The sequence below is a fragment of the Vreelandella piezotolerans genome (assembly GCF_012427705.1).
Lineage (GTDB): Bacteria > Pseudomonadota > Gammaproteobacteria > Pseudomonadales > Halomonadaceae > Vreelandella > Vreelandella piezotolerans.
Genome location: NZ_CP048602.1, coordinates 1,193,717 through 1,214,072 on the forward strand (window position 1 = coordinate 1,193,717; position 20,356 = coordinate 1,214,072).

Genomic DNA, 20,356 nt, shown 5'->3' on the forward strand with positions numbered 1-20,356 from the left:
CAGCGGTCCGGGGTCAGATGCCAGCCTTTCGCTCGGCAACGTCATTGGTGCCCTGTCACTCCTCGGCTGTAGCCGACCCTTGGCCCAGAGATCAATTACGTCTTCTATGGCCCTTCAGTGCCTGGATAGCAGCACGCATGCAGGGCATAGGACTAGATCGAGGTCATCAAGGGTGAGACTGCGGACCGTGACTTGGAGCACTCCTCCCGGGAGGTCCGCTCAATATTCTCAAACATGACTGTCATATTCTTTGTCGATTAGCCACTCGAGTGTCTTGTTTATATTTTGCCCGCGCTGCTTGGCTAGCCAATTAAGTCTCTGCTTGGAATCTTCGTTGATGAATGTATTTAAAGGTTTTTTACCTTTTAGTTTCTCGCGATATTTTTTCTGATCACATGCCTTCTTCATGTTCATCAGGAAAATTCTTTTTGTATCCCTATGGACACCAGCTAAGTCCATGGAGGCAACGGCTGAAAGGTATTTCTCTTTATTGTTTGTCGGGCTGAAAATGGACATGCTGGCACCATGTTTTTGCAAGTACTCCCACGCCCAGGCGCACTGTAACTCATTTGAAGGATCGATAAATTTCAACGGATGCGGGCTATCCAAAACCGACATCCATGTTGCTTTCATCTTCTCAATATCCTGCTTCTTTTCTTCTAAATTTACTGATCTGGTATCGAAAAAATAAACTATCGAATTAAATCGTTCCCTTGTGTTGGTAGGAAATGTTTTCAAGCTATTTTGAAACTCAGTCGTAGGAGGATAAGACATACTTCCGTCATTGTTGAAAACTGGACTGCTTAGATGACTTGTCATCAGCCATCCCCAAGCCCAGCAACATACACGCTCATCAATCTTTATCCATTCGAAGTGCTCGTCTGGTAGCAGGCTTAAGTTTCGTTGAGAGTTAAGCCAATTGATTTGTTCAGATCTATCGCTGCCTGTATATCTGGATAGATAGCTTAATACTTCCTGCATGCACGCGCCGGGGGTTGAAGTGACGGCATTAAATATTTTGAAACTAGAGCTAAGCAGGTGCGCATAAAAAACAAAATCCCTTCCGGACATTCCTTTCAGGCCTTTAAATTCTTTATGCTTGGTTCCTATGAGAACAGCCATTATTTGCTTCCTTTCTAGTTTAACTAAATCTCGATATTTTTTGAGCAACAGCAGAACTACGTAGTATTTTTGTGTTTTTCTAGAAACAATTCTGTATGGATATCGATAGGATTTCAAGGTTTTTCTGTAAATTTTGCGAATTTTTATTATTACCAAAAAGCCTGCGATTCTTAATAAATACAATGGTTTACTGACTTTTTTTCGGCATGAATCGCAGATTCATCTTGATTTTCCTGCTGAATGCAAGGGGGGGGGCTGCGAGCCCCTGGTTTCTTCTATGGGTGAGCTGTGGGCGAACAGTGGTGTGGATGTTTAGTTTAGCCGGCGCAGCCTTGAATGACTCATTTTAAAGATTGGGGTTATCAGCCATCCAGTCCGACTATATGGTTGAGACAGGATGGGATCCGCTTAATCCTGAGCCGCCCCGACGGGAGTGACTTTTAGTAATTTTTCACATGCATGGCCTATCTCATGGGATCAAATCGGAGACTTTCTCATGAGGCTCATCAAGCTTGCAAAGGTCATGGATAACACAGGGCTCTCACGTTCAACTATCTACAAGTACATTTCTGATGGTAGCTTTCCAAAGCCAGTTTCTCTGGGAGTTAGGAACGTTGCTTGGGTTGAAAGCGAAGTGGAAGACTGGATTCTTGAAAGAATAAGGGAGCGGGATGATGAAACTGCTTTAGTAGTACCCTGATGCTGAGGTTCGTATCTCCTGCGCATCAGTATAATGCGTGCCACTCTCTTGGAATAAAAAAAATTCTGTCTCCCCATAGGCTACTGTGACGCCCACCGGCGTCACAGTAGCCTATATGTCGCGAAGTTATAGGTATCCAAGGTCTGCAAATGAAGAGCAACCGTCGTTACCGACTACAATGTGGTCAATTACTCTCACCTCAATAAGTCTAAGAGCTTCTTGAAGTCGCTGAGTGATACGTCGATCAGAATCACTTGGTTTGGGATCGCCAGATGGATGGTTATGTACAAAAATCACAGCGGCGGCGTTGTTGGCCAAAGCCTGCTTGACCACCTCGCGTGGGTAGACGCTGGCCGAGTCGATGGTGCCGCGGAACAGCTCCTCGAAGCTGATAACGCGGTGCTGGCTGTCGAGGAAGACGGCGCTGAACACCTCGTACTCGTAGTCCTGCAAAAGGATCTGTAGGTACTCGAACGCCAGCGCTGGCTGGGTGATCTTGCGCCCCTTGGCCAACCGTCGACGAGAAAAGGCCTTGGCGATGCTCAAGAGTTCCGCCTCTGTTACCGGGGCGGTGATGCGATAGGTGCCGGCGGTCTCGCCGGCACTCAGCTTACGGTGATTCATGGTGTCTCTCCTCAAGCCGCCATGACCATGGCCATGCGGCGCTCCAGCTCTTCGTAGAACGCCTCGACGCGCTCCGCGATGGTCCGGATCATGTCCTCGTCCCGGTAGGCGCGCTTCACAAACAGCGGCATCCCCGGCCAGTAGCTGACGAAGTCGATCCACTCCCGCTCGCTGACCCACAGGCCGCCCTGGCACTGGGCCAGGTGCTCCTGGGGCAGCTCATCGGCCAGCAGCAGCTCAATCTGGTATTTAGGCAGCTTGGTCTTGATCTCCACCAGGCCGTTGTTGTCCACCAAGCAATCCGGGGAGTAGCCCGCCCCGTGGTTGAGGATGATGCCCACCTGCTCCAGACGGGGCAGACCGGTGGCTTCGTGATAGAGCTCCCGGGCCACGGGCTCGAGCTCATGACCGCGCTGGGTGTGGGCGTTGCCCTGGAAGGCATCCGAGGGCTCGCCGGTAATGCGCTCACCGATCAGCTGGTGCATGTAGCTCAGCGCCCCGGTACCGAAGCCACCCGGCCCCTTGCCCTTGACCAGTAGGGTCTTCAACTCGGACATGGTGACGATGCCGAGACGGGCGGCATGCCACTCAGGCGTGCCCTGTTCCAGTGTCAGGATCTGCATGACAATCTCCTTGGTGAAATGCGGCATAGCCAGCGAGGGAACGCCCCTCGCCGGGTTGTCAGTGCTGTTGACAGTTAGTTAGTGCTCGCTTTTGCAGCGAGGCGCGTAGCCTGTCGAAGTCGTCGCGCGGCACCTGCTCGGCATCGCCGTACTTGCCGACGAACCACTCCTGGGTGGCGGAAGGACAGGCGGCGATCAGCTGCCGGATCTGTCCCGCCTGGAAGGGCGTGACGAGCTTTACCGGTGCCGCGGCATGGCCGTCGTCGTCCTGGCCGCGGGTGGTGATGTTGAGCAAGGCGCACAACACATAGCGCTTGCCGTAGCTGGTGGAGGAGCCGAAGGCCTGCACGGCGTTCTTGCTGCCGCTGGTATCGGCCGGCAGCAGCATGCTGGTCTCCTCGCGGTGTCCGTCCTTGTGCATCAGCACACCGGTCACCTGAATGCCGCGTTCCTGGGTCTGGATGCGGAAGCTCACCGCGAAGCCATGCTTCTTCATGATCGGCCTGACGGTGTCGACGATGTCCTCCAGGGTGGCGTAGCAGCCGGTGTTGGTGCGGCCCCGCTCGGCGATACTGGGCAGTTCGGTCTGCATGGCCGCCATGGCGGTGCTGTAAGCCATCAGCGCCTGGCGGTCGAGTACGCGCTCCTGCATCTGCAGCAGGCGCTCCATCTTGTCGATGTCGACCTCGGGGTTGAGGGCGGCCCGCTCGATCACCTGGATGATCGCGGTGCTCTCCTGCAGGGGCTGAGCCATCGGCTCGGGAGTGAGCTGGCCGTTGGGCTGACTGCCCCGACGGCTCTGGGGAGGAATGGGCGTTGCCATGGGAATCACCTCACAGGTAGCGGTTGATGACGTCCGGGAGCTGCTCGGTGGGCACCGGCTCCAGGGAGACGACCACGCGGTAGACCTGGCCCTTGGCCAGCACATGGGTCTGGGCTTCACGCTCGCCGGCCCCCAGCAGCTGACGGGTCAGCTGGGTCAGGGCGCGGCAGATCTCGAATGACAGTCGCGATGACATGGAATCCTCCAGAAGCAGAAACGCCCGGCCGAGGTGGGCCGGGCGCTATGCCGTGATGGGAATGGGTTGGATGAAGTGACGAGGCTTACTGCTGATGTCGCTGCCGATGGAGCCAATCAGGCCACCAGCGCCATGGCCGATTCCAGCGCCTTGTCCTTGAGGCTCGCCCCCTGGCCGAACCAGGCGGAGTCCATACGGTAGTCGTTGCTGCGAGCACGCTTCTCGTGGTCGACGTACTCGGTGATGGCGTTGAGCAGGCCCCAGGCCGTGCCCTGGGCGGTGCAGAGCTGCGCTCCACGCCCCTCCCCATGGAACAGCTTCTGGACGCGATTCAGTGCCCGGACGTTGGGCAGCTTGGAGGGATCGTCCTGCGGCTCCTCGGCGTTGCAGATCACCGACTGGAAGTAGCTCTGGATCTCCTCCTGGCTCACCTTGCGCTCGGCCAGGGTCTTCATGCGGTACATGAAGTCGTCCCACTGCGAGACCGAGATGCCCAGCTGCTGCTTCACCAGTTGCGGGCGGAACTCGGTGCTGTGCGGAACCTTCACGCCCTGGGCCATGCCATCCACGGCGATGGTCAGGGTGTTGTTGCAGACCACCCGTACCGAGGTGGGCGTCGCCACCGTGGCAAGTGACCCGTCACAGGAGGTCGCCAGCAGCAGATAGGCATTCACTTGATCCTGCCCCTTCAGCGCCGTCCCTAGGCCACTACGGGCCAGCGCCCAGAACTTGCGGCCGCCCTTGAGCACCCCGGCGGTCTCCAGTTCGTAGCCGGCGTACTCGGTGAGGTCGCGGTAGAACTCCAGCACCTCCTCGGGCTGGACCACCTTGTAGCGCTGGGAGACCACCGACAGCGGGGTTCGGGTGTCGGAGCGGTAAAGCACCTTCTGCTCCGGGAAGGAGTGGATGCTGCCCAGGTGCCCAGCGCCATCGGCAATAAAGCGCACCGGGGACTCCTTGATGTGCCAGTCCATCCCGGCTTGTTCCCGCCATACTTCCAGCGGTTGATGACGCGACAGTTGCTGCCCCAGGCCATGCCAGGGCGTGTCCCCGATGTAAGCCATTTGCTCGATCAGATGGGCCATGAGAATGACTCCTGCTTGAGTGTTTATCACGGCATAAAGGCCCGCCACCTCCAGGGCAGCGGGCTAACCGTGAATGCGTGTGAAAGGAAAAGACGAGAGAAGAGATGACCGGGAGCGGAGCGACACGCTCCATGGTTACTCGGCGTGGGGCCGGAAGGTGTGATGGCAGCGACAGCACTCAACGTTGTCGAGTACCTTGGTGTCCAGCTCCTCACCCAACCGGGCACCGGCGATGCCGCCTGCGGTGCCCCCGACCAGACCGCCAAAGACGGCCCCGGCCAGACTGCCAATGGTTGCCCCCAGAGGACCACCCACCGCACCAACCAGGGCACCAGCCTTGGCCCCCGACAAAGCCCCGGCAGCGCCTGATGCGGTGCCCGCCACCGCTCCGGTTGTGCCGCCGACCTTGCGACCGATGTTGCGGGTGATGACGTGATGCGAGCCGCAGCTCGGACAATGAATCGACATGCGCTTACCTCCTGTCGTGTGGTGTGAACGTTCATCGAAGCTATCGCCTGACAGCTTCATGGAGGTAATACAGGGCTGAGATTATTTTGAATCGAATCGGTAGGTGGGCAGCCAGTATTCCCATGGCGAGCCTTGTCTTCGACACTAACTTTTTCAATCGCTTACGGCCCAACTTCCTGGTGGATACCGTCCTTGATAGCTCTTGTCTCCCCGTAGTCTCTACCTGAGCCATCCATGCTAATTTGGCTTTGTATGTTATTAGTTATAGCCAATAGCTCTAATAGGGATAACCAGTAGACTCAGAGAGAGCAATGGGCTCACGTAGTAAGAGCCCACAAGGCAGAACAGGAGAGAGAGGCGAAAGACTGGGAGGGACGATCCCCCAAAGGATCGCACCGACTCCCTGACAGCGAGAAAGACACCGGAGAAAGCATCGAGGGAGTGACGGCGAAGCCGAATCACGACACGTCCTCAGGTAGGGAATCTTTGGTCGCGATGGGCAGGCCTCCTTTCTGGTGACCTGACCCGTTGCCCGGTGGTGACGTAAATTTCTACAGGCCTCGGCGATGGTACGAGCGAAACGCTCCACGACCATCAACAGAGGCTTTCCCATGTACGACGATGTTTACGACGACACCCTGAACGAGACCGACATGCTGGCCATCTGCCAAGGCATGGACGCTACCGTGTTGGAAACCACCGCCCTGGGCCAGGAGATCGCCACGCTGTCTCACCACCTGTGGCGACAGGACGTGATCGAGGTGGATCGCCAACTCAAGGCATTGGCGACGACAGAGACCTTGCTGGACAGCCAGCGCTTAATGCTGCCGGATGGCTACGGCAGCGATATCGTGGTGCTGGCACCGGACGCTCTGCTGGACACGCTGACCACGCTCTACACGGTGCTGATGACGATATTCCAGGAGACCGATATCGGTCAGCACTACCGGCCGAGCCCCTACGCTCTGCGTTTTCTGTGGGCGTTTGCGAGCAGTGCGTACCTGCGCGAGGCAGGGTTTCATCAGCCTCCCAGCATGAGTCGGCAGGTAGCCGAGCAGACCGTGATGGAGCTCAACCAACGCCTGACGGCCTGGTACCAATGCCTAAAGCAGCCGGACTTTGTCTACGAGTGCAATAAAAATCGCCGCAATAGCCGCAACAACTACCAGCGTCTCCAGGCGTTGATGGATGCTCTGTTCGCTCGCCATAGCCGCCTGACGGTACTGAGAGTGGATCTAAGTTATAGCGAGCATGATGGTCCCTCCATCGACTACGAGACAGCACGCTACCATCGTAAGCAGCTGTGTCAGGCATTCCACACGAACCCGCTCTTCAAGCACTTGCTCGGCTTTGCCTGGAAGCTGGAGTGGAAGCCCAAGAAAGGCTTCCATTATCACTTCGTGTTCTTCTTCCACGGCCACCACGTGCAGGAAGACGTTACCCAGGCCCGGCGTATCGGCGAGCTGTGGGCGCGCTCGATCACCGGGGGCCAAGGCCATTACTTCAACTGCAATCGCAATGCGGAGAACGTGTACCACTACAACGCCTTGGGACGCATCGAGTATCACGACTTTGAGAAGCGGCGCGGGTTGGATTACATTGCTCGCTACCTGACCAAGGTCGACGAATACGCCGCCATGCTGGTGACAGGGCGCAAGTTCCAGACCAGCCCCATGCCCCATGTACCGGCAGGACCTCGCCCTGGGCGTCCACGTCAGCCCCCCGCCACCTGGTGTTACGGCGAGCTCAGTTTCTGACCTCTCTACCTGCCTATGCTATGTCACGCCCCGGCAATCACGGGAAAACGTCAGGGATTCCGCCCCGCCGACGACCAACGCCGGGTTTGTTTTCACGCCACACGAGACTCGGCCTGCCCCTTGATGGGGAGCAGGCCTTCTTCGTTTCACCATAAGGAGTTCGCCATGTTCCCGTTCCGCTTCCGACAGGATACCCATCAGAACGCCGCAGACGCCGTTCAGCCAAATGCAAGCCACACAAGTAGCCCATTGCCCTGGCAGAGCGCTGCCGACGCGCCAGAGGACGCTCAGCGTCGGCTCGATGCGATGGAGCGGGATCAGCCTAAGCGACGCTTGATCCGGGATGCGAAGGCACTGGCCAAGATCCGCAAGATCACTCAGGCTCAGATGGCTGAAGAGGTGGGTGTGCCGCACCGGACCCTCGAGGAGTGGTTACAATTCCGGCGGATGCCCAAGGCCCCCGGGACAACGCTTCTTCGGCGGTGGGTAGAGACGTATCACCGCGAGGACTTAAAAACTTCCCACATCGACTCCCCTCCCAAGAGTACTTCAACACAGCGATCATCTCAGTACCAGTAGCGCAGTGAGCTCGCTCTGCTGCTGGTTCACCCTCACAGGAGATGATCACCATGGCGAAAGGTAAGACACCCATGACCCAGGCAGCTGCCTCACGTATCCAGAGCAGCACGGCAAAATCGAGTGGTGGCAAAGTGTCACCGGGTGACTTTGCTGCTCGAGCTGCCAAGGCGGCCGCTCACAATACTGGTGGTAGTCGCGGTAAGAGGTAGCGTTTCAGTGCTATGGTCCCAGGCTCACCGCTGGTGAGCCTGGGCTTTGACGTGTGCCCAATAGTCCGGATAACTCGAGAATCTGGCTAACAGCCAATCTCGATTCAAGTGCACGGTAAGGGATGGGTCTTCCTGCAATTGCTTTTCAAGGTTAGCTAGCTCTTGTTCGATCCAATTTGTCCAAGCGGTTGCAACATGAGTCATTATTAGTGGCATGAAGGCGCCATAGCTCTCGCCGGTTAAGGATTCGATAAAAGCGATCAACTGATCTATTTTGGGAGCTGTGCCAGTTCTCCATTCTTTGAGCCTGCTGCGGCGTGTCTCATTAGCAGCGTTATGAATGTCCTCTAAGGTTGCCTGATCACCGACACGAGTCCGTGTGATCGAGGGGGTCGGTAGGTGCAGTGACATGGTGCGGTACGACATCGGTTTCTCGCTATTTAGCGAGAATGCGCCAAGCCAGAGTTCGTACAGCCGATATGTCGGCGTGACGAGTTTTTCTCCTTCAAGAAATGGCATCAATTGCCCCATGCCACCGTGGTTGACCAGAGCATCTGTCAGTGTGTCTGGAATCCTGAGTGATTCTTTTATTTTCAGCATGTCAGTCATGAAGCTGGCAAGGAGCTGATGATAAAAATCCACCCGGAGGCAAAATAAAACTTTTAATGCTTCTGCTACCAGCTCTGTCGTTCTCTGCTGACCAGGCCGACTGGCATCGATCATGGCAGTGCTATAGCTTCGGATCTCCTGTGAGTTGAGCAAAGTATGGTGTCGGAACACTTCGCAAATGGCCTTGCGCATTCGTGTAAGTTTCTCTTCAGGCGAGGTCTCCATCTTCCTGGCCTGATGGCATGTCAGAATCAGTTGCCTCTCCGCTTTGGCGCGCTTCTCCAGGAAAGAGAGCGTCAGGGGGAGTTCGAGCTTCTGTATCGGCTGATGCTGGTTGATTCCCTCGAGAAGTCCTTGGCTGAACACCAGCCACTTGGTTCCATTAGTATCTCTAACTATAGGCTCTTTCGGAGTAATATGACTGAGCAGATCAGCCATATTTTTTTGTTCCGCCACTTTATGGAGGTTTCTCTCGATCTTCTCGGCAATGCGAGGAGAAACTCCATTCCGGTAGGCCTTCTTGAGAGTCTGCCTATGGACTGGTGTCAGTTTTAGACTTTCATCTTCCTGCATGCGATGGAGGAGCGTGTGCATGCCGGTGCACTTATCATCGAGCCAGCCGACAAGCTCCCATACCGGTGGCATGAACGGAAAAAGGGTGTCGGGCATATTGATGATGACTTTCTCTGCCATTGAGTGACCTCCAAGTCAGTATTCTCCCCGCACAGGGTGATCTCTCTAACCTACCCCATTCCCAAGTCGTTAAGTATAATTCAGCTTCGCTGCCTGAGCTGTTATGATAGCGATGCGGAGGATCGGGCCGGCTGCACACGCCGCCATGCAGCAGCTTCTGGGATACCATGCCAGTGGGGGCATAAGGGAACTGAGGGGGGGGGAATGACAAAAATTCTATTATTTGCGTTGTTGTGGCTGATGCCGGTGGCTATGGCGGTGGCCATGCCGATCGGGATGACAACGGCCCAGTCATTGAATGTCCGGTCAGCACCATCGGGTGAGGTAGTGGACTCTTTGCCAATGGGCACGGTTGCTGGCGTGCTGGATATGCAGGGGGACTGGCTGAAGGTCATGTACTTCGAGGGAGGGGATACCAGCCGTTCTCGCGAAGGCTGGATTCACGGCCAGTACTTCCGCTTGACCTCCGCGTCCGGTGTTGGTGGCTCGAGCTGCGAAACGGAATATCGTTCCGGGGCAGAGGTCTGCCTGAATATCATCGATACCAACCTCGATTGTCGCGAAGACTTCTCCAGCGACACCTACCGGAGCTGCGACGTCACTGCCGAGTACGAACTGACGACCGACTACCGTGGGCAGTCGTCCCTGGGGGTGGATGTCTCCTGCGACGCCGAGATTACCCATCACGCCATCAACGGCAGGCGACGCAGTAGTTCAGAGTCAGACTGGTTCAGCCACTCGCTGTACTCACAGAGCTCCGACTGGAACTCTATGAATTTATCCTTCAGATTCAATACGTTTGATGAGATCCGTCGTGTTCAACTCGATTCGGTGACGTGCCGCATCGAGAGCGTTCAGCTGTGGTAGCCGGGGCAAGGGGAGGAAGGGCTCGCCATTCATGACAAGAGGGCCTCAAGCTGGCCCTCATCCCCCTTACCTATCTTAGTCAACTGGCGTAACATGACCTCCTAATACCCATAAGCGAGCTGGCCAGGGGTCTACGCCTCGTCGAAGCATCCCTATGCCGGCCTTGAACCTCGTCGCTGATCAGAGGGGCACCTTGGTCGGCAGCAAGCAGCACTGCAGGGAGCAACCGATGCGAGACGTCCTTTCCACCTGCCAGCCACGACCCGAGATCCTGGCGGGCACCTTCAACCCTGAGATCTTCACGGCCAGCCTGAGCCGCGTACTGGGCGACTATCGCAAGGGGGAGGCCCGCGAAGGAGCCAGCTCGCTCTACTCCGACCCAGTGGCCTTCTTCCGGGATGCCACACACCCGACCCAGGGCCTATGCACGATCCTGGATAACGCCCTGGCCAGGTTGACCAACGGCGATTTGTCCCGGCCAGCGATGCAGCGGTTGGATACCGCCTTCGGTGGCGGCAAGACCCACACGCTGATCGCCTTGGCTCATGCGGCCATGCAGGGCCAGCCCCTGGCCGAGCACATGACAGGGATCGTGGAGCCTGAGCGGCTGCCGGAGCCCAACCTGGTCCAGGTGGTAGGGATCATCGGCGACACCGTGGACACGCTCAGAGAAACCGCCGGCGGGGCGGCTCCCAAGCCCAACACCCTGTGGTGGCAGATCGCCCAGCAGACCCTTTCATCCGACCAGCAGGCTTCCATTCAGGCGCGCCTTGATGATGCCTCGGCGCCGGCCTCGGATGAGTTCTTCGAGACGCTGTTCGGCGACCGGCCGACGCTGATCATCATCGATGAGATCGCACAGTACCTGTCGCGGATGGAAGCCGCCTTCCCGGGCGTGGGTGCCGAGCAGTCCGCTGCCTTCCTGATGTCGCTCTCCACCTACGCTGCCGGTAAACCCAATGTCGCAGTCGTGCTGAGCCTGGCCTCGGCAACCAATGCCTTCGGGAGCTTCAACAAGCTAATCGGAAGTCTGAAAAGCACGCACGGTTTCACCGATGCGCAGGCTGAAGCTATCGTGGCCGATGCCCAGAAGAGCGTGCTGGACGTCGTCAACCGCACCTCCGAGGCTACGACGCCGGTGCAGGAGGGCGACCTATCGCGCATCATGGCCAAGCGCCTGTTCGTGTCGGTCGATCTCGAGGCGGCAAGCGAAGTTGCCTCAGCGTTCATCGAGACCTATCGCCAAGCTGGGACGGATCTGCCGGCCGGAGCCAACGACCCACAGCTGCATGATCGCCTGATAGCGCACTATCCCTTCCACCCCACGCTGATCGAGTTCCTCTCCGAGGAGCTGGCCCAGGTCGAGAGCTTTCAGGGTACCCGGGGGCTGCTACGCACCCTGGCACGGGCCGTGCGGCGGATCTGGGAGGCCAAGCTCGCTATCCCGCTGATCCAGACCGGCCATATCGATCTCTCGGATGGGACCATCCGCGGTGAGCTGCTGGGCAAGACGGACAACACCGATTTCGTCTCCGTGCTCGACTCCGATATCAGCAAGGCCTCAGGCACTCAGACCACTAGCCGTACCGTGGCCGGCGAACTGGATGCCGCCAACCCCCATCCCGATGGCTACCCGGTGCACGAGTGGGCTTGGCGCGTGGTCTTCCTGCACAGCCTGATCGGTCGTGGAGGTGGTCAGCAGGACGAGAAGTTCGGCATCGACATGACCTCGGCGGTCTATGAGATGGCCTCACCCGCCATCAAGCCGGCCACCGTGCGTTCCGCCCTGGAAACCATCGAGCGTGAGGCGAACTACCTCCGCGAGCGTAACGGTCGGCTGTATGCCGACACGGTACCGACGCTCAACAACATCCTGCGTCGTATCGAGGGCAACGTGGCCTACCCGGAGGCCATGACGCGTGTCGAGCAGGTCGTTCGGGGCCTGATCAAGCAGTCGTCCGTGTTCGATATTCATCCCAATATCGATGATGGTGAAGGGATTCCCGACAAGACGCGCAAGCCGCAGCTGGGCGTCATCGCCTTCGGGGTGGAAGCACTGGATCCGGCGCGCTTTATCGAGCGCCGCGGCGAGGCAGTTCGCGAGTACCAGAACCAGGTGTTCCTGCTAGCTCCCAGCACCACCCATATTGCCGGCTCGACCTGGACGGAAGCGCGTACGCACCAGGAGCACCGCACCCGGCAGAACATCCTTACCCTGGCGCGCAAGGCCATCTCCGTGGAGCGCCTCAAGGAAAACCCCGAGAACTGGGGTGTCAGTCATGACCAGCTTCAAAAAGGGGAGTTCAGGGAACGGGCCGCCAAGAGCCCGGCCGAGCTGCGCACGGCCATCGACGAAGCCTATCGTTTCCTGATCTACCCGGGGCGTGATGGTGGCCGTGTGGTGGTGCGCGATCTGGGCAAGCGTGGTGCCGGTCCCACCGCAGGTGGCTCCAGCGGCCTGCACCTGGAAGATGCCATCCTCAAGCAGCTAGCCGAGGAAGGCGAGCTGATCACCGAGGAACGTGCTTCCACCGCAGAAGCGGCGACGCTGCTCGGCAAGCTGTTCTTCGAGAACCAAAAGCAGGTCAATGTCAGTGACCTCGTGGAGCGCTTCGCCACGCGCCGTAACTGGCCGATACTGCAACGTCCAGCGCTGCTGGCCAACGTGCTGGTAGAAGGCGCCAAACGCAGCAGTTGGTGTCTGGGCCACATGCCCGATAAGAAGGCCCACAAGCCCGATGCCCTCTATCACAAGGACAACCCGCCGCCGTTGACGGTGGAGCCCCTGGGGAAGGATGGCGAAGGCTGGATTCTCTGCACCAAGGAGCACGCCAAGCAGCTGGGCTGGCTGGAGAGCATCGTACGCGACCCCAATACCGTCGCAGCCTGGATCGAGCAGACCATCCAGAGCCGTGATCAGGTCGACCTCAGCCAACTGCCGCAGATCATCGAGCAGGAGCATGACAAGGTCGACCCACACGTCTACCAGCAGCAGCTGGAGAATCTCTTCGCTCAGCGGCAACTGGCGGCCTATCCGCAGGAAGCGTTCAACGAGGAGGGTGACGCCGACCCCGAACAGGCGATGACAGGGGATACTGTACCCGTTGGCGGCGTGACGGGCGGCATCGTGGTGCCCTACCAGACGGCACAGGCGCGGGGCTGGATCAGCAAGCCCAAGGTCGAGAACCGCGCATTCCTGCTGCGCACACCCGACAAGGTCAAGCAGCTCTTTAACCTGCTGGCGGGTACCGTACTAAGTCAGTCCACCACTGAAGTTCAGATGCTGCAGATTCAGGCGGAAACCCCCGACAAAGGCCGTTTCCAGCTGGCCATGGGTCCTACCACGGTTGGTGGCCTGGTCGAAAGCCGCTCCCTGTTCGCGGCCCTGAACAGCCGTTTACGCTTTACTACTGAACAGCATCAGGTTCGCCTGACCCTCGGTGAGCTGGATCAGAACTGCAAGTTCACCAAGATGCTCGAGCAACTGGAAGGATAAACACGACCGATGGCCACCACCGCCACCAAGACGGCGCCCCGCGGGCGCCGCAAGAGCTCACAGGCCGATGAAGCGCAGTTGGCCAAGCTGGCCAGGCGCTCGCCCTATGTGCTGCGCCTGACGCGCCACAAGGATCTGCCGCCCCCGGTGCTGGTTGTCAAGGAGCGCATTGCACCGGAAGACCGTGACGATACCGAAGGGCTGACCAATCCCAGGGCCAAGCACGTGGAGCGCGGCACCCTACACGGCGAGAGCGTGCGTGCCTGCCTGCCGGTCCTCAAGCGCATCCTGGAAGAGGTAAATGACGAGCAGGGTATCCCGCTGGGCCTGGAGCGTTTCATGTCCGCCCAGGGGCTCAAGCAGACCGATATCAACTTCCCTCTGGATGAAGCTGCCGGTGCACGACTGGCGCTGTTCTTCCGCCTGCAAACCAAGGTGAAGGACGTCGACCGCATCGAGCTGATCGGACGCCGGGTCGCGATGTTCTCCCGGGAGGAGGCCGTCTACTGGCTGGCCAACGTGACGACCGCCGACCCGGCGTTGCGCAGCTGGGCCACCAGTGGATTACGCATGCTGCTTTGCGGCGAGGCCGGTGACAAGCGCGTGCCGCGTATCCTGGAGAAAGTGCGCGCTCGTGGCTGAGGGATAGGAATCGACGTGGCTCGCAGAGCGGGCCGGAAATGGCAGCTTAGCCGTGTCAAGAACGGCAGCGCCAAGAATGCATGATCAGCCAGGCCCGCCGCCTGGCTGTCACTTTACAAGGAAGCAGCACCATGGATTTCAGCAACGACCAGCGCCTGATCGAAGCCGGCTTTCCCTGCCACCAGGTGGGGGCGGAGACCCAGCGTGAGCGCGGTGCCAGCTCGGCACTGCCGCCGCTCTACTACCTGCACGTCTGGTGGGCCCGGCGGCCCCTGACGCCTAGTCGTGCGGCCATCCTGGCGTCTCTGCTGCCTGCTGATGCCGACTCCGAGGAGTTTGTTAAAGGCCTTGGTATTCGACTGCAAGTAGCCGAAGTGGGTGGTGTTGGTTGGGTGCTGAATGAAGCTAAGCTTCGTGATCGCGTCACTGTGCAGGATGGTCAAGCGATACTGGAAGTGGATGGCGTCATTCACCGTGCCTTGATCAAAGAGCAGGAAGCACGTTATGAGCAGCAGGCCTTAATTGGGGAGATGCTCAACAAGACACCTGAGCTTGCAGAGGAAGAGGCTATACAGAAATGGCAACAGCTAGTTCAGGACTTTCCTTATTTGCCACAGCAGGGTGAATGGCTCCATGTTCATGAAGAAATGGGCGACCCAGCTTGGTTCAAGGAGCTAATGGAGCTTGCCAAACAGGCTGGAGTGAGGGTGCCCAACCTTTATGGCTATGACCGTGCGTACCAGAATGCGGCACCGCTTACCAAAGATCCCAAGGTGATCCTGGATCCTACCTCGGGTGGTGGTTCCATTCCTTTCGAAGCACTCCGACTAGGTCATAAGGTCATCGCCAACGAGCTTAACCCTGTTGCCAGCGTGATCCTCAAGGCCACTCTCGATTATCCAGCTCGTTTTGGCTCTGAATTGCTGAAGGATATTCAGCACTGGGGAGAGCGTCTTGAGTCTACTCTCGACGCAAGGATGAGGCCTTTTTTTCCTAGCTGCGATGCCGAAATCGATCTGTCACATCCTGAAGCAGTTAATCGGGATGCGTCATATCTTTATTGTCGTCAGGTGACCTGCCCCCACTGTTCGGGCGATGCACCTCTACTTAACTCCCTATGGCTTTCCAAGGTGGGTGACAAGTGGGGAGTGGCAGTCAAGCCTCAGCCCGACAGGACAGTGCGCTTCGAGCCCTTCGAGGTGACCAGCGGCAATCGCGGCCCCAACGGAGAAGACCTGGATGCCGGCACCGTAACCCGCGGCGTGGGCCAGTGCGTGCACTGCCATCAGGCGATCTCGGGGGATGAAATCAAACGTCAGGCCCGTGGCGAGTCAGAGCTGGGGAAATGGAAGGACGTGCTGTACTGCGTGGTCGGCATCCGCATCGAGCCCAATCTAGACAAACATGGCAAAGTGCAGCGCTTCGCCTCAGGTGAGCGGAAGGGAGAGATCAAGACAGGCAAGGTACGCTACTTCCGTGCGGCGAATCAGAAAGATTTGGAAGCGCTGCATGCGGCAGAGCAGGAGCTGGAGGAGGGTCGCCTTGAGTTTGAGATGAAGGGGCTTATGCCAAATGAGCCTTTTCCTCAAGGTAACGATATGCGCCCGGTCAACTATGGCATGCCAACCTGGGCAGACCTGTTTACCCCGCGTCAACTGTTAGGCCATCTTAGTGTGATGGAGGCACTGCAGGAGGCGAAACCTGAAATTCTCTCAGAATTTGGGGAAGATAAGGGGCGGGCACTGATTACCTATCTTCAGTTCGCGATTGACAAAATTGTGGATTATAACAGTCGGCAGACGCGCTGGGAGTATACCCGAGGTGTCATTAAAGGAGGTTTTGGTCGGCATGACTTTTCTTTAAAGTGGACTTTCGGTGAGATGGTCTATGCTGGCCCATCATCAGGGTTAAAATGGGGGCTTTCTCAAGCGGCTGATGCATATAAGGGGATAGCAGCCTTGGTGAAAGAGCGGGGGGCGCTCGGGATCAAGGAAGGTGAAGTTTTACAGATTCAAGGCTCAGCGACAGATATGTCCGATGTCGCTGATGAAAGTGTCGATGCTGTGGTGATGGACCCACCTTACTACGACAACGTCCAGTACAGCGAGCTCTCTGACTTCTATTACGTCTGGCAAAAGAAAACGCTCGGGGATCTGTATCCAGGTTGGTTCGATCAGGAAGTGACTGACAAGGCGTTGGAAGCCGTCGCCAATCCGGCTCGCGACGGCTCAGCCAAGAGCGCCAAGGCTCGCTATGAGGAGCTGATGCAGGGCATCTTTGCCGAGAGCAAGCGGGTGCTCAAGCCGGACGGCATCATGACGCTGATGTTTACCCACAAGAGCTCTGATGCTTGGGAAACCCTCACCAATGCGCTTATTCAGTCCGGTTGGGATATCACAGCCTGTATGCCAGTCGAGTCTGAAAGCGGCTACTCAACCCACCAGATGAATATGGCCTCGGCCGCCTCCACCATCTTTATCGCCTGCCGCCCGGCAGACCGCCGTGATCGCGAGCCCTCCAGCTGGGCCTATGAGGTCAAGGGCAAGCTGGAAGCCGCGGTGCGTGAGGGTCTGGTCGAGTTCGAGCGCCTCAAGCTTAACCCCGTCGACCGCATGATTGCCTCCTGGGGCCGCGCCCTGCGCGTCTATTCCGCCCACTGGCCGGTTCAAGATGGCGACGAAGAGGTACCACCCACCCGCGCCATGCAGGAAGCCGCCCGCGTGGTGGCTGAGGAGGAGGTCAGCCGCCTCTCCGGTGGCCTGGTCACCGTCGACGACCTGGATGCCGAATCCCGCCTGGCGGTGATCGCGCTCGGCATCAATGGTCTGGGCGACTTCGCCTTCGACGATGCTCTGCAGATGAGCCGCTCGCTCAACTTCCGCCTGCAGAACCGTAACGGCAACTACCGCGTCAGCGACGATATGGTGGCCTATGCCAACGTCGGTGAGGACGAGCGCGCCGCGCCTCTGGCCATCAAGGGTAACAAGCTGCGCTTGCTCAAGCCGGAAGAGCGTGCCGCTGCGCGTCTGGAGAATCCGCAGACCCTGTGGGATGTGCTGGGTGGTCTGATCGTCACCTACCGCGACGGCGGCATCGTGGCAGCGCGTAACTTCCTGACCCAGCATGGCAAGCGCGACAGCGACGCCCTGCGCGGCCTGCTCAAGGTATGGGCCAAGGAGTGCCGCGACGACGAGCTCAAGCGCGAAGCCCAGCTGATCGACTACGAGCTGTAAGGAGACAGGCCCATGCTCACTGAGCTGCGACTGCAGAACTTCAAGGCCTGGCGTGATACCGGTCCCATGCGCCTGGCACCGCTTACGGTGATCTTCGGCACTAACAGCTCAGGCAAGTCGAGCCTGGGCCATCTGTTGATGGCTCTGAAGCAGACAGCGCTGCTGACCGATCGCAAGCGCTCTCTGCATCTGGGCGACGACAACTCGCTGATCGATCTGGGCACCTTCGAGGATTGCCTATACGACCACGACCTGAACCAGACGCTGGGCTTCTCGCTGAGCTGGAAGAGTCGGGAGCTTCTTGAGCTGAGCGACATCCTCAATCCTGACCAGACTTTTTGTGGCGATGAGCTAACGCTTGCGGCGGAGATCGCGGCCAGCAAGACGCAGCAACCCGAGACGCGGCAGTTCTCCTACACTCTGCACAGGGGCGATGATGAGGTGCTCAAGGTTCGGCATGGGCGCCGTGATGGAAAGCCTTTCCTCAAGTGCGAGCCGCTGCGCCTGGTGCATGCCCAAGGCCGAAACTGGGGTGTCGAATCGCCGGAGAAATTCTACCGTTTCTCGGACAAGACGCTGTCGCGCTACCAGAATGCGCACTTCCTGACCGACTTCGTGCTGGAGACCGAGCAGCTGCTGGAGAACTTCTACCACCTCGGCCCGCTCCGCAGTCCCCCCAAGCGTGTCTATCCCTGGTCGGGTGATACCCCGCCCGATGTCGGAGCGGAAGGCGAGCTGACCATACCGGCGCTCCTGGCGGCCACCCAGCAAGGTAGGAAGCTGAATCGTGGGCCCAAGCAGAAGTATCAGCCCTTCGATGCCTTCATCGCCGGTTGGCTCAAGAACTTGGGTATCATCCACGAGTTCAAGGTCGAGCCCATCGCGGAGGGACGTAAAGAGTACGAGGTGCTGATCCAGACCCATACTGGCGCCCCCGAGGTAAAGCTGACCGATGTGGGGTTTGGCGTCTCGCAGATCCTGCCGGCCCTGGTTCAGGCCTTCTATGCCCCGCCGAACTCGGTACTATGGATGGAACAGCCGGAAATCCATCTCCACCCGCGCGTTCAAGCCAATCTGGCGGATGCCTTCATCAGCGCGATCCAAGCACGAGAGGATGGCGAACATCGCAATACCCAACTGATCATCGAGAGCCACTCCGAGCACTTCCTAAATCGTCTGCAGCGACGCATCGCCGAAGGCGGGGTGACACCCGATGAAGTAGCGATCTACTTCGTGACGCGCAATCGTCATGGCGCCCACCTCGAGCCGCTACTACTCAACGAGTACGGCGATATCGAGAACTGGCCAGACGATTTCTTCGGTGATGACATGGAGGACATCACCCAGAGGGCGCTGGCGGCGGCGCGCAAGCGCAAGGTCAGGAAGGCACAGGGGGCAGGTACATGAGGCGAGCCGTGGTCGATACCAACGTGCTGCTGGTGGCGAATGATGATCATGAGGGCGTTTCAGAGGAATGCATCATTGCCTGTATCGAGGCCATTGACGAGATCCGCCGTCGCGGCGTCGTGGTCATCGATGATAGCTGGAGGCTGCTCGAGGAGTACCTGCACAAGCTGGATCCAAACAAGGGCCAGCCCGAGCCCGGCGACGCCTTTCTCAAGTGGCTGCTGCAGCGTCAGGCCAATCCAAAGCATGTCGCCCAGGTGTCGGTGACCGAATCGGCAGCGGACTGGTTCGAGGAGTTCCCCAATCACGAACTCCAAAAGGTGTTCGATCCACCGGATCGCAAGTTTATCGCTGTGGCGGCGGCTGATGATGGCAATCCACACGTGCTTCAGGCCGCCGACTGCAAATGGTTGAGCTGGTGGCCGCAGCTTGCCGAGGCAGGGGTTCGCTTCCGCTTTGTGTGCCCAGTGGATGTGAAGCGCTTTTACCGCGGTAAGTTCGACGGTCCTGTTCCGGAGCTACCGCAGGATGAGTGAGTTCTTCCGCTTTCCCCATACACCGCACCTTGCCTGGCTCGGCGAGGGGGAGCCCCGCGACGACAAGCTGCTCGATCCTCCAGAGGTCGAGGCGATGTTGGCCGGCGAGGTGCTGATTGAGGAGAAGCTCGACGGTGCCAACCTTGGCATTTCCTGGGGAGAAGAAGGTCAGCTGCGCACACAGAACCGTGGGGCTTACCTTGAGGCGCCTTACCGTGGCCAGTTCTCGCGCCTTAACCAGTGGCTGATGCAGCACCTCGCGGTGTTCCAGGAACATTTACTCGAACACGTCATTCTCTTCGGCGAGTGGTGCGCTGCGCGCCACTCGCTGGATTATGCCGCCTTGCCGGATTGGTTCCTGGTTTTCGATGTTTACGACCGACAGGCCCAGCGCTTTTGGAATCAGGCAAGGCGCAATGTGCTGGCCAGCCAACTGGGGCTTTCCGTGGTGCCGCTACTCAATCGAGGGCGTTTCACCGTCAAGGAGCTGGAAGGCCTGGTACTTACCGGCCGTAGCACCTACCGAGATGGCAGGCTGGAAGGCCTCGTGATTCGCCAGGATGGGCCGCAGTGGTGCGAACGCCGCGCCAAGCTTGTTCACCCTGATTTTGTGCAACAAATCGAGGAACACTGGCGGTCAAGGGCATTGGAATGGAATGAGCTGGCGGTGAACTAGATTTTGACATT

17 protein-coding genes are annotated in these 20,356 nt (G+C 58.4%); 10 read left to right on the forward strand and 7 right to left on the reverse strand.

Translation table 11 applies throughout. The features are described from left to right. Nucleotides 1-228 precede the first annotated feature (228 nt). A complete protein-coding gene (locus GYM47_RS05545) occupies nucleotides 229-1,122 on the reverse strand; it encodes a hypothetical protein (RefSeq protein ID WP_153842348.1) in 894 nt (297 codons plus the stop codon). Between the two features lie 496 nt (nucleotides 1,123-1,618). Between GYM47_RS05545 and GYM47_RS05550 the strand changes: the two genes are divergently transcribed. Continuing rightward, nucleotides 1,619-1,822 (forward strand): helix-turn-helix transcriptional regulator, encoded by a 204-nt coding sequence (locus tag GYM47_RS05550; protein WP_153842349.1) that lies wholly within the window; start codon nucleotides 1,619-1,621, stop codon nucleotides 1,820-1,822. 126 nt (nucleotides 1,823-1,948) lie between these two features. On the opposite strand, the gene radC is transcribed toward GYM47_RS05550, so the two are convergent. The 5 genes from radC to GYM47_RS05575 form a co-directional block, all read right to left on the reverse strand. After that, nucleotides 1,949-2,446, reverse strand: coding sequence for a RadC family protein (gene radC, locus GYM47_RS05555; protein WP_153842350.1), 498 nt, complete (start codon nucleotides 2,444-2,446; stop codon nucleotides 1,949-1,951). Nucleotides 2,447-2,457: 11 nt separating this feature from the next. Next, entirely contained in the window at nucleotides 2,458-3,069 is a 612-nt protein-coding gene (locus tag GYM47_RS05560; RefSeq protein WP_153842351.1) for a lambda exonuclease family protein, read from the reverse strand. A 58-nt stretch (nucleotides 3,070-3,127) separates the two neighbouring features. Beyond that, nucleotides 3,128-3,892: an ERF family protein gene (locus tag GYM47_RS05565; RefSeq protein WP_231125523.1), complete on the reverse strand. Its 765-nt coding sequence runs from the start codon at nucleotides 3,890-3,892 to the stop codon at nucleotides 3,128-3,130. A 10-nt stretch (nucleotides 3,893-3,902) separates the two neighbouring features. Then, on the reverse strand, nucleotides 3,903-4,088 hold the full coding sequence (locus tag GYM47_RS05570) for a hypothetical protein (RefSeq protein ID WP_153842352.1): 186 nt from the start codon (nucleotides 4,086-4,088) through the stop codon (nucleotides 3,903-3,905). Nucleotides 4,089-4,204: 116 nt separating this feature from the next. Next, a complete protein-coding gene (locus tag GYM47_RS05575; protein WP_153842353.1) occupies nucleotides 4,205-5,173 on the reverse strand; it encodes a DUF932 domain-containing protein in 969 nt (322 codons plus the stop codon). Between the two features lie 162 nt (nucleotides 5,174-5,335). On the opposite strand from GYM47_RS05575, the gene GYM47_RS18285 reads away from it, so the two are divergent. Further along, the gene (locus GYM47_RS18285; protein WP_153842354.1) at nucleotides 5,336-5,542 is read left to right on the forward strand and encodes a hypothetical protein; all 207 of its coding nucleotides are present in this window, start codon (nucleotides 5,336-5,338) and stop codon (nucleotides 5,540-5,542) included. Nucleotides 5,543-6,252: 710 nt separating this feature from the next. Continuing rightward, a complete protein-coding gene (locus tag GYM47_RS05585; RefSeq protein WP_168444436.1) occupies nucleotides 6,253-7,398 on the forward strand; it encodes a YagK/YfjJ domain-containing protein in 1,146 nt (381 codons plus the stop codon). Nucleotides 7,399-8,210: 812 nt separating this feature from the next. On the opposite strand, the gene GYM47_RS05590 is transcribed toward GYM47_RS05585, so the two are convergent. Next, on the reverse strand, nucleotides 8,211-9,488 hold the full coding sequence (locus tag GYM47_RS05590) for a hypothetical protein (RefSeq protein ID WP_153842355.1): 1,278 nt from the start codon (nucleotides 9,486-9,488) through the stop codon (nucleotides 8,211-8,213). A gap of 204 nt (nucleotides 9,489-9,692) precedes the next feature. Here GYM47_RS05590 and GYM47_RS05595 point away from each other — a divergent pair, with 204 nt between their 5' ends. From GYM47_RS05595 to GYM47_RS05625, 7 genes are all read left to right on the forward strand, one after another. Continuing rightward, nucleotides 9,693-10,355, forward strand: a complete 663-nt coding sequence (locus GYM47_RS05595; protein ID WP_153842356.1) for an SH3 domain-containing protein — start codon at nucleotides 9,693-9,695, stop codon at nucleotides 10,353-10,355. 229 nt (nucleotides 10,356-10,584) lie between these two features. Then, nucleotides 10,585-13,851, forward strand: a complete 3,267-nt coding sequence (locus GYM47_RS05600) for a DUF499 domain-containing protein (RefSeq protein WP_168444437.1) — start codon at nucleotides 10,585-10,587, stop codon at nucleotides 13,849-13,851. A gap of 9 nt (nucleotides 13,852-13,860) precedes the next feature. Further along, nucleotides 13,861-14,493, forward strand: coding sequence for a DUF7680 family protein (locus GYM47_RS05605; protein WP_168444438.1), 633 nt, complete (start codon nucleotides 13,861-13,863; stop codon nucleotides 14,491-14,493). 80 nt (nucleotides 14,494-14,573) lie between these two features. Continuing rightward, complete coding sequence (locus GYM47_RS05610; RefSeq protein WP_196781580.1) at nucleotides 14,574-17,726, forward strand: DUF1156 domain-containing protein; 3,153 nt, start codon at nucleotides 14,574-14,576, stop codon at nucleotides 17,724-17,726. Nucleotides 17,727-17,738: 12 nt separating this feature from the next. Continuing rightward, nucleotides 17,739-19,133, forward strand: a complete 1,395-nt coding sequence (locus GYM47_RS05615; protein ID WP_153842360.1) for a DUF3696 domain-containing protein — start codon at nucleotides 17,739-17,741, stop codon at nucleotides 19,131-19,133. Between the two features lie 8 nt (nucleotides 19,134-19,141). Then, nucleotides 19,142-19,669, forward strand: a complete 528-nt coding sequence (locus GYM47_RS05620; RefSeq protein ID WP_196781581.1) for a hypothetical protein — start codon at nucleotides 19,142-19,144, stop codon at nucleotides 19,667-19,669. Beyond that, nucleotides 19,662-20,345, forward strand: a complete 684-nt coding sequence (locus tag GYM47_RS05625) for an RNA ligase family protein (RefSeq protein ID WP_153842362.1) — start codon at nucleotides 19,662-19,664, stop codon at nucleotides 20,343-20,345. Before GYM47_RS05620 ends, GYM47_RS05625 begins: the two co-directional genes overlap by 8 nt. The last annotated feature ends 11 nt before the right edge of the window (nucleotides 20,346-20,356 follow it).